This is a genomic window from Veillonella parvula, assembly GCF_001553335.1.
Classification (GTDB): domain Bacteria; phylum Bacillota; class Negativicutes; order Veillonellales; family Veillonellaceae; genus Veillonella; species Veillonella parvula_S.
Genome location: NZ_KQ960784.1, coordinates 224535 through 235430 on the forward strand (window position 1 = coordinate 224535; position 10896 = coordinate 235430).

Consider the following 10896-nt stretch of genomic DNA (forward strand, 5'->3'; position numbering starts at 1 on the left):
GGCCTCAGTATTTCATGCGTACATTAATATCTCACTATTACATACGCAAGTTAAGACCCATGCGATAAGTAGCGCCATGAATATCCCGTAAGTCTTGTTTTTCGCCAAATATATTTTCAACCCCTACATACATGGATGCATTATCATTCAACTGACGAGTCACCATAACATTCCAAGTTTGAATATTTTTCTTTTTCGGGATACTGAGACGTGGGTTAACAACGATAGCATCAATGCCATCAAGGTAATTAATATAATAATTACCCCAGAACGCGCCAGTCCAGCGACCTTGATGATAATTAACACCACCACTGAATACATGACGACCACGGTTTAACAGACGATTATGGGTAACGTCATTCTTCGCATCCAAATAAGTATAGTTACCGAATACATCCCATTTATCATTGAGTTTATGATTTACAGATAATTCCACACCTTGCAATACAGCACGAGGTAAATTGGAATACGAAACATAAATACGGCGATTTGCCATATCAATACGATTAGCACCGCTTTCAATATAATTTTTAATAACATTGTGGAAGTAGGACGCCTTAACATTTGTCCGTTTCCAATCTTTTTCTACAGAGAAATCAAAGTTATATGAGCTTTCAGGTTTCAAATTAGGATTACCTTGCAAATATATATCGAAAGCCCCTAATCGCCCTCTTGGCACATTAGATGCCATAAGCCAATGATGATACATTTCCGTCATACCAGGTGTGGAGTAGCCTGCACCATAGTTCATTTTAAAGCGAAGACTATCATTTGCTTTATAGGTAACACCAATCTTAGGCGACCAATGGCTATCAAATGCATTTGACGTATCGTAGCGAACAGCAGGAATAATTACCCATTTACGACTAGGTTTCCATTGATGTTGCACAAAGTAACTACTGTAATTAATGGTTGCCTTACCCGCAGTATCTGTAATGCCTCCTCGAGTTCTTGACCATGCTATGGAGCCATTATTAATACGCGTACTAATCGCTTCTTGACGGCGGAATTGAACGCCATAAGTCAAGAGATTCTTCTTATCGATTGATGTGTTAACCTGTGCGTCTGTAATCCATTCTTTATTATAATATTCATCCCAAATGGATAGTTTTTTTATGCCACCCGTGCGCTTATATTGATCATAGGTGTCTTTGTAATGATTGTAGTAAGACTGCACCATAAGCGATGACCGACCGCGACGACCATTCCAACGAATACCTGTGCTTGTAGTAGTCGTATTTTTATCAACCGATTGAGTTAATGAACTACCCTTTTTCGTATTCATATCCAAGTCTTCAGTTTCTCGATCTATAAAGAAGGAAAATTTATCTCTTTTTCCCGCTTGATAAGATACGTCAAAATGAAGCGGTATCCGATCACCATGATAATTATTATCCGAGCCAGAATCATTATTACCCGCTATATTCCTGCGAATACCTGCACCGACCGATCCGTTCCACTTTCCTTTTTGCCCACTACGAGCCAATACATTGAAGTTATATCCTGTCGCACTCGATGCATCACGACGAGAAATTTCAGTATTAACCTCTACACTTGGCTTTCTAGATTGCTTTGTAATAATATTAATAACCCCACCATTCGCCTCGGAACCATAAAGGGCACTCGAAGGACCACGCGTTATTTCGATGCGCTCCACATTATCCATGCCTTGACGAAGCCAGCCCATAGCATTAGCTCTTGTTTTCGTCAACTCTCCCGTAACACGTCGTCCATCAATAAGAATTAATGTATGACGAGATTCGGCACCACGCATCGTAATATTTTGTCCACCGTGGGCATCGGTGCTGAAAGCAACGCCGGGCACACTTTGTAAGGCTTGCTCTAAATTACGATATTGGCGACTTTTAATTTCTTCTTGTGAAATAATCGTTGTCGCAATTGGTACATCCCGAACTAAAGCCTCCGTACGAGTAGCGGTAACCGTAATGTCTTTCATACGTCTTGACTGCTCATCACTCACAGTATTTTGAGATTCATTCACACTAACTACACTTGTAGAACTATTATTTTCTGCACCTACCACACCTGCAGCAGATGTTAGATATACAACACACAATAGTGCTGCCCATGACTTTTTCATCACACACCTCCAGAAAATATATTAGGGCTCTAATAGCATAAAACGATATCTAATCTCAATTATATATTCATTAAGAATAACTATCAATATTATTTTATCAAAGTAATATATATACATATAAAAAAACTAGTATCTATAAAGATACTAGTTTTTCATTACACTTATAAATTATAGTGAATTGTAATATCTGCATATTGCTGTGTACCTGTAGAATTTTCAGCACCACCTACACTATAAGCATATTCCCTAGCATGTTCTGATAACATAGGGTCATCAGAATTGAGGACTTCCACACTGGCAACACTGCCACCTGGGGCAAAATAAATTCTTAGTGTCACATCACCTTGAATCCCCATAGTGTATGCATCTGTAGGGTAATTACTATTAATTGCACTTTGTAAATTACTCCAATACCCATCATAACTGAATGTGCCGCCACCACCGACATCAACTTCAGTACCTCCGGTACCTTCACGATTGCTAAGCCCTTCTCCTCTACCTGTTGGTGCATACCCGATCCCAGAACCTTCAGCTCCGACAAGTCCACTCCCCGTATTGCTACCAACAGAAGATTGTTTAACCGTTCCTATTTCACCAGCACTCGCTTGTTGACTAGACGGACTTACATCACTTTTTGTAGGAACAGCAGAGTTGCCATGTTGTCCTCCATGACCAGCTCCACCGTTATCAGGTTGAACGTTATTATTTTCCAATTCTTTTTGGTGTTGAAGCTCATGAACCTTCTCTTCTTTAATCTGCTCTTTGATTTCCTCTACTTGTTTCTCCGCTTCCTGTTCCGTGAGAAAATTAATTTGTAACAATCCAGTCATTTGAGATTCGATATAATCAGAAAAAGAAATAAAGGCGACACCCACCGTAATAATACTTATAATGGTAGCAATAACAAAGGCTTTTTTATAGGTCATATGTGGATATTTCCACACATCTACATATTGTTTCGCCATAGCATCACCTATTTATTAACAGTGGCAATACTAATACTTGCAGCGCCGGCTAATTTCATCTCATCCATTAATTCCACAACCTTGCCATAACTCAAATCCTTGTCAGCACGAATAAGGAAGTTTTGATTTTTATTCTCTCCAATTTTAGCTTTCACAGAGCTAATAAGCTGTTCTTTCGTCACATATCCATCATCGATCATCAGCTGTCCAGATTTTTCAAAATCAATTAAAACCGGGCGCAACTCTGCGGACTGTTGTGTTTTTGTTTTTGGTAGCATAATAGACAAGGATTGTTGTGGAATCGTATATATGGTGCTAATCATAAAAAATACGAGCAAGAAAAAGATGATATCAATCATAGGGATAATCATCAAAGTAGGCTTTTCTCCCTCCATACGGCTCATTCGTTTCATGCAGCATGCCCCCGATCATAAGAATCTAAGACACGAGAAAATGAATCTTCTAAACGAGATATTGTCATACGTACATGATGAGTAAACCCGGCATGAAAACACAATGCTACAATAGCCACGCAAAGACCAGAAGCAGTTGCGACAAGGGCTTCCCCCACACCACCGGTAATAGCAGTAGGTACTGCACCGTCAGCACCGAACACTTGAAAGGCACCGATCATCCCCGTTACAGTACCAAGCAAGCCTAATAATGGTGCTATCGTAACAATAGTAGAGAGCCAATCAAGGCCACGGGAAGCGTGCGTATAAACATGGGCCACCATATCCTCCATTTTGGATTGCAATACATTGCGATCCTGACACTGTCCAAGCACGCGAGGCAGATTATACGAAATATTAGCTGTATATTTAGATTCTAAGCTAATTAGTAAGGATTGCCAGTTTATTTCGCTCTCTTCTAATGCATCATTCAGAGCAAACATTTCCCGCTTCAATTGTCGATAATAAGCTATACGTTCTATCGCTATAGCTACGGTTATGATAAGTGCCACTAGTAGCGGCCACATAACAAATCCACCATGTAAGAATAATTCCCACGCCTCTTTCATCGTAAACCTCCTTTATAAGTAGCTTAATTCTATATACTAATTTCCTACACTAACAAACTGATTGCAAACAGACTATTCTATTATAAATTGATAAATAAAATCACTTAATAAGTCTATCATATCATACTACATTTTCCAATCTTATATGTATAACAAGCACTTTATAGAACATTATAATCTGTGAATCTGAAATAATTTTGAATTTATATCTCAATTAATGCACAAAAAAAGCGACCAGGATTTCTCCATGATCGCTTTTATACTACCTTTAGATTATATTTGTACCTTTCTAGACTACATCATAGAAGCAGTACTATTGCAATTCAGTAGTTTGTGTCTTTACTTCACGAGCCGTAGTAAATGCTGCTAATTCTGCATCACCAGCGCCAAGAATTACTTTATTAGCTACTAACGCATTAGCCGCTGTTTTAGCATCTTGTAAAGTAATTCCAGCACGAGGAGCACTAATTGTGATTGATGTGCTTTTACCACCGACCGTAGAAAATGTAAGATATACAACGCGTTTTTCCGCCATGTGGGCGCCTCCTTTCACGTTTCATAAACAAGTTTATCGAATCTAGATAGGCTGTAAACATGTTAGATTACAAATATACGTATCTTCGATTCATATCAATAAGGATGGGAATGTGTGGACTTGCTATTTCTACACCTCTTTACGACTATGTGAGGCTGTATGAAATCAGCAATTAACAATGTGTTTGGATCACCTAAAACAAGAATGAGTAGAAACTCTACCCTTAATGCCCTAAGGATACTTCATTGACGCGGACCACGTCGGACAAGCTGTGGTCATACAAGGCTGCCAGCGCATTACCAACGGTTTTCACATTATCGTCAGACGCTTCTTCTGCAACACGAGTATAGGTTACGTCTTTGTACTTCGGCGCATCTTCGGTACCGATATTAAAACGCAACACCAATTTAGTGCGTTTAATGTTAGCCATCGTATCACCTCCTTTCACCCTCTTATATTCCTGAGGTCCTCATTCGACAACCCCTTTGCCGTTATTTAAGGTACTTATGGTGAAAGTAGCTGAACTCTGACTGTAATACTATAAATTGAAATAGAAAAAGACCTCTACCAAGTGTTATCTAGAAACTTAATATTCTAGATACCACCAGTAAAGGTCTATAAAGTGCTCTTATTACGAGTACTATTCAAATACATATTATTCGGTTTTCAACGCCAATATAAAGTCATATGCTTTAACAGCCGCTTCAGTGTCCACAAAATGTAGAGGATTTAACATACGACAGAATTTAAAAAGATACTCATGTTTACGTAAAATTTCTTTTATATGTAGCACTGTCTCACGAGCTGTACAAGCTGAGCTATAGCCATTCATCATAGCATATAGATACGAAATGGATAAATTATCCTCCCGAAGGAAGCTGTGAACGAAGACGAGTAAATCCCAGCCTTGTGGTGTTAACTCAGGCCAACGACGGCTATTCTCCCAATCGAGTAATGTGATCTTATCTAGTTCAGGCTCATATGTAATGTCGCGCATAGCAGGACGACCATGACTCAAACCATAATCATGCAACTGACCTAATGTCTTGCCAAACATATAAAAAATATGACTTAACATATCTTGCAAACTATCATCCTCTGGATGTTGAGCGGGCAATTGGCTATAATATGTTAACGTTTTACCACAAGCTTCTGTAACAAAATAATGTTCTCTAAAACCAGCAATAACAGGAGCTACTGGCAATTGCGTATTCACAAAAGAAATCTTGTAAAACTCATAATCAAAAGAAGCTCTAGGTGCGGGCTTAATCCAACTAGAGCGATGGTTACTTATATCCTGTTTTACAAAGTACTGTTTGTTGTTAAAATCCACAGAAAAAACACGATGTTCTGTCTCTTGATCAATCATTCGATCAATATATTCTAATAGCATATCATTCATTATTTCCCCCCGTATATACACTCTATAATGCTAATCACCCTCTCAAAGCATAATGACTAGCATTTCCAATATAATATCTCCCAAAAATATATTGTATAGTCTAGTATATATAGCATTATAATAATTTATGAATTACAACATATTAGCTATTATTCATATAAGTGTATACAATTTGTGTACTTATTATACTACAATTATCAATCGATATCAAAATCAAATTTATTTATAAAGTTAGTATTTTACTGTATTTATTTTACATTTATCGATTTATATATACTTCACGATTTATAATTCAGTACAATTAAATCCAAACCTATTACTGTTACTATTACCATTACTAAAGCTCTATTTATAGAAAAGAAAAACCCCCTAGCTTAAGCTAGGGGGTTCTTCTGGTAATTATGATAATAGGTTTAGATTCAGACTACTATATAGACCAACTCTGATCATGTCTAAATCAAACGAATTAACCTACAAATTTTGTCACTGCCGCAGTATCAGTTAAGTGACGTTTAGGCATGCCCATTTCAGCAGGGGAAATGCCAAGAGCAAGACCTACTAATTGGGACATGTGCAAGATTGGCATATCTTTGCCGCCGCCTACAACTTCTTTAGCTTCTTTTTGGAACATATCAAGTTGCATTTGGCAAAGTGGGCAAGGAGTAACTACGCAATCTGCGCCTTCTGTAGCTGCATCTTTATTGATGGAGCCAGTCATTTGCATTACGGAATCATGTGCAGGGTATACTGCATGGAAACCGCAGCAATCAAGTTTACGGGAGAAGTCAATTGGTGTAGCACCGATAGCAGAGATCAAATCTGCTAAGGATGTAGGCATTTGATAATCTTCGAAGCCCATTTCAGTTTGAGGGCGAAGAATATGGCAACCATAGTATTCAGCTACACGTAAACCAGTTAAAGGTTTAACAACTTTAGCTTTCAATTTATCCAAACCATAATCGCGGATCAATACCCATAAGAAATGAGTAATATCAGTTGTACCGCGGTATTGTTTACCGATTTGAGCTAATTTTTTATTAACTTCGTTCTTTTCTTTTTCGTTATTGTCTAATTCATTTTTAGCTTCACGAAGCATCAAAGTACAAGTGTTACATACAGTTAAAAGGTTCAAACCTTTTTCTTCTGCCAATGCAATGTTACGAGCATTTGTAGCAAGTGTAATTTCTGGAGCGATGTCTTGAACGTGGGACGCACCGCAGCAAGTCCAACCGTCAAGTTCTTCCAACTCGATGCCTAATTTTTTAGCTACAGCAACTGTTGCTAAGTAGTCTTCTTTGGCAGCGCTTTCAAGAACGCAACCTGGGAAAAATGCGTATTTCATTATTTGCTTACCTCCTCAGCTGCTTTCATAAGTCTGCGAACACCATCAATACCATTTACAGGTTTTTGAGGTACTACAAGTTCGAATGGATTGATTTTGCTGTGTTTCCACAAACGTAAAGCATAGAATGCTTGTTTAGCGGAATCTACAACACCATCAGATTTCAAGCTCATAGAAACTTCTTTCAAGCGACCAGTTTTGTAAAGGTCCTCTTTGAAAGCAACTGCATGGCGAACGCCTTTGCTGTTAGTAAGACCAGCTTTTGTAGCTTCTTTACGCAAGTTGGAAATATCTTGAGCAGGTTTTAAGTGTTTAGGGCAACGGGAGATACAGTTCATGCAGTGAACGCATTTCCAAAGACCGTTGTCGAATGCAGGTTGAATGTGAGCCATAGGTGCATCATCACGGCTATCCAATACGAAACGGTTAGCTTTTGTGAATACATATGGTTCTAAGAAGTCATCTTGACGTGCAGTCAATTTGTTACATTCAGATGCGCAGCAACCACAAAGGATACATTCTGTACCAGCAACAAATTTTTTGAAGTCAGCTGGAGTTTGGCGAACGATTTTGTCACCTTCGTTGAATTCTGCTTTAAGGAAGATCCAAGGAGCAACTGTTTTCAAACGATCAACTTTTGCTTCCCAGTCAACAACTAAGTCACGGATAACGCGGAAGTTGCCGATAGGTGCAATTGTTAATTCATCAGTACCATAACGTTCTGTTAATTCGTCGATTTTAGCTTCGCAACCAAGCATTGCTTCGCCATTTACGCGAATGGAGCAAGCGCCGCAAACTGCGGAACGGCAAGCTGCCAAGAATGTTAAAGTTGGATCTTGAGTATCTTTAATTTTTTGAAGGCCCCAAAGAATTGTACGGTCAGCTTCATAGTCGAATTTGAAAGTCTGTACAAACGCGCGACCTTGTTGGTAACGGTGAATATGGTAGGTGATTTGTCTCATCTTAGTACTTCCTTTCTTGTGGTTCGTATTTAGTGAACACTACGTCGCGTTCAGTCAATTCGTACTCGCCGTTAGCACCCAATTTGATCAAAGAGTGTTTTAAGTATCTTTCATCATTACGTTTTGGATGGTCTTCACGGATATGAGCACCACGAGATTCACGACGGTGTAAAGCGCCCATAGCAATAGCTTTAGCTACTGTTAACATGGAACCGATTTCACAATAGTTAACGAATGCCATGTTGTAAGTACGTTCAGGGTCACCTACATAACAAGTTTTGTAATCTTCCATCAATTGATCGATTTCTTTTAATGCTTCAGTAATACCTTCTTCATTACGGAAGATACCTACTTTGTTCCACATTGCATCAGCCAATGCATCGCGGATTTCAACTACAGGACGACCGCCTTCACGAGTTGTTACTTCAGTGAATTTAGCTTCCCAAGCTTTTGCAGCTGCAGCTAATTCTGCATCTACGTTAGGTTGTTCATGTGTTTCAGCATAGTCAGCTGCACCAGCACCGGATACTTTACCGAATACTACGCCGTCTGCCAAGGAGTTACCACCTAAACGGTTAGCACCGTGGATAGAGATACAAGAAGCTTCGCCGGAGGAGAACAAACCAGGCAATTCACATGCACAAGTTTTGTAATCTACTACGTCGATACCGCCCATTGTATAGTGACATGTAGGACGAATAGGTACTGGTTGTACTAATGGATCGCAATGTTCGAAGCACATAGCTAAGTCGCGGATACCATGAAGTTTTTCGATAATAACTTCAGGGCCCAAGTGACGAAGGTCAGCTACTACATATGCGTTAAGGCCAGAACCGAAGCCACGACCTGCAGCGATTTCATCTTCGATGGCTTTCGCTACAACGTCACGAGATGCCAATTCCATTTTGTTAGGCGCATATTTTTTCATGAAACGTTCGCCTTCAGCGTTAAGAAGGTAACCACCTTCACCACGAACCGCTTCGGACATCAAGATACCAGTACGACCAAGACCAGTTGGATGGAATTGGATCATTTCCATATCTTTCAAGCCGTTACCAGCGCGGAATGCTGCTGCCATACCATCGCCTGTGGAAAGGAATGGGTTTGTAGTACGAGTCCAGAAGATACGGCCTGCACCACCAGTAGACAAGATAATTGCTTTTGCTTTAATTTGTTCTACTTTACCTTCTTTCATGTTCCAAACTACAGCGCCACCAACGTGACCTTCTGCAGATTTAACAAGATCTAAAAGATACCATTCTTGTAAGAAGTGTACGCCTTCTTTCAAGCATTGTTCGTAAGTTGTGTGCAAAATTACGTGACCAGTTTTATCCGCAGAGTAGCAAGTACGTGGATAGGATTGACCACCGAAGTTACGTTGCGCAATTTTGTTTTCTTGAGTACGGGAGAATGGAGCACCCATGTGGTCCATTTCAAGTACGCCTTCTGGACAACGAGAGCAGAAGAATTCGATCGCATCTTGGTCGCCAAGATAGTCAGAACCTTTTACTGTGTCGAAAGTATGTGTTTCGATTGTGTCTTCAGCTGCAACGTTATTCAAACATGCATTTACACCGCCTTGCGCCATTGCTGTTGCAGAGCGAGTTGGGAAAATTTTAGTAATAAGAGCTACTTTTAAGCCTTTGCGACGACCAACTTCAAGAGCCGCGCGTTGACCAGCGCCACCGCTACCTACTACTAGAACATCAAACTGTTCCATAATGACCTCCTCATAACTACCTATTAATAAGAAAACTTGTTAGACTATCTCATTTCAAAAACTTATAAAAATTTTTGATAACCTAATCATTTTTCTTTCAAGAAAAACCCCATACTTATGCGATTTTTCTTATTTCTTTACCTATAATTATAGAGAGCATTTCAGGTCATGTCTAAACCCTATTATGCATAATTAATTTTGATTAATCTAATTGATAATTTATTTCACTTAGTATTTTTAAGGTAAAAAGAGGATTCAAAAAATTACCTATATGAATAATTTTTACAAGAAGTTAAGGATTTTACGAAAGTAGTTCGGTTCCGAAATTTTTCTATGTTTTTATTTCCTTTGGTATCTATAGAATTCGCATAAACACAAGCTTTTTAATTATTGCTAACCATTCCTAATAATTAATATCCATTAAATTCCTACTAAATTCACCTCGAATTTAATCATCGAAAATTATCGTATTTCTCCGTTCATAACAAGCATTTATTTCTGTGATAATAATTATCATAAGTTTTTTTAGTGATTTATCGCACATCATCTAAAATCGATAAAATCACCCTCATCTATGCGCATACGGCAATCTTCGATATAGTTAGATTTTATTCATTAGCAGAATTCATTAAGTTTCAGTCTTTCACCATTTTTAAGGCTTTCAAAAATGAAGAAAAGTCTTGTAAACTCGCATGTACATTCATCTTTTGCTCATTACTATTGTATAAGGTATGATAATAGATAAATAAGTTATATAATATTATATATATAGTCACCTTATATGGTGTTGTGGCTTTCAAAAAAAGAAAGTTTATATATGATGAATTGTAAAATATATTGCGACAAAT

General features: G+C 38.5%; 10 protein-coding genes. All 10 read right to left on the reverse strand.

The annotated features are described in order from the left end of the window. Nucleotides 1–37: 37 nt before the first annotated feature. Nucleotides 38–2101, reverse strand: a complete 2064-nt coding sequence (locus HMPREF1865_RS02955) for a TonB-dependent receptor plug domain-containing protein (RefSeq protein WP_060919142.1) — start codon at nt 2099–2101, stop codon at nt 38–40. A 161-nt stretch (nt 2102–2262) separates the two neighbouring features. Continuing rightward, a complete protein-coding gene (locus HMPREF1865_RS02960; RefSeq protein ID WP_060919143.1) occupies nt 2263–3066 on the reverse strand; it encodes a TonB family protein in 804 nt (267 codons plus the stop codon). Between the two features lie 8 nt (nt 3067–3074). Further along, a complete protein-coding gene (locus HMPREF1865_RS02965; RefSeq protein ID WP_008714760.1) occupies nt 3075–3479 on the reverse strand; it encodes an ExbD/TolR family protein in 405 nt (134 codons plus the stop codon). Next, nucleotides 3476–4087 (reverse strand): MotA/TolQ/ExbB proton channel family protein, encoded by a 612-nt coding sequence (locus HMPREF1865_RS02970; RefSeq protein WP_008714758.1) that lies wholly within the window; start codon nt 4085–4087, stop codon nt 3476–3478. The genes HMPREF1865_RS02965 and HMPREF1865_RS02970 overlap by 4 nt, the downstream gene beginning before the upstream one ends. Nucleotides 4088–4400: 313 nt before the next feature. Then, entirely contained in the window at nt 4401–4622 is a 222-nt protein-coding gene (locus HMPREF1865_RS02975; RefSeq protein ID WP_060919144.1) for a DUF2922 domain-containing protein, read from the reverse strand. Between the two features lie 223 nt (nt 4623–4845). Further along, the gene (locus HMPREF1865_RS02980) at nt 4846–5052 is read right to left on the reverse strand and encodes a DUF1659 domain-containing protein (RefSeq protein ID WP_009352393.1); all 207 of its coding nucleotides are present in this window, start codon (nt 5050–5052) and stop codon (nt 4846–4848) included. A gap of 225 nt (nt 5053–5277) precedes the next feature. Next, nucleotides 5278–6024: a BUD32 family EKC/KEOPS complex subunit gene (locus HMPREF1865_RS02985; protein WP_008602139.1), complete on the reverse strand. Its 747-nt coding sequence runs from the start codon at nt 6022–6024 to the stop codon at nt 5278–5280. Between the two features lie 466 nt (nt 6025–6490). Beyond that, nucleotides 6491–7366, reverse strand: coding sequence for a CoB--CoM heterodisulfide reductase iron-sulfur subunit B family protein (locus tag HMPREF1865_RS02990; RefSeq protein ID WP_024061523.1), 876 nt, complete (start codon nt 7364–7366; stop codon nt 6491–6493). Next, complete coding sequence (locus HMPREF1865_RS02995) at nt 7366–8328, reverse strand: succinate dehydrogenase/fumarate reductase iron-sulfur subunit (protein ID WP_060919145.1); 963 nt, start codon at nt 8326–8328, stop codon at nt 7366–7368. Before HMPREF1865_RS02995 ends, HMPREF1865_RS02990 begins: the two co-directional genes overlap by 1 nt. A gap of 1 nt (nt 8329) precedes the next feature. Beyond that, the gene (locus tag HMPREF1865_RS03000) at nt 8330–10048 is read right to left on the reverse strand and encodes an FAD-binding protein (RefSeq protein WP_060919146.1); all 1719 of its coding nucleotides are present in this window, start codon (nt 10046–10048) and stop codon (nt 8330–8332) included. Between the last annotated feature and the right edge of the window lie 848 nt (nt 10049–10896).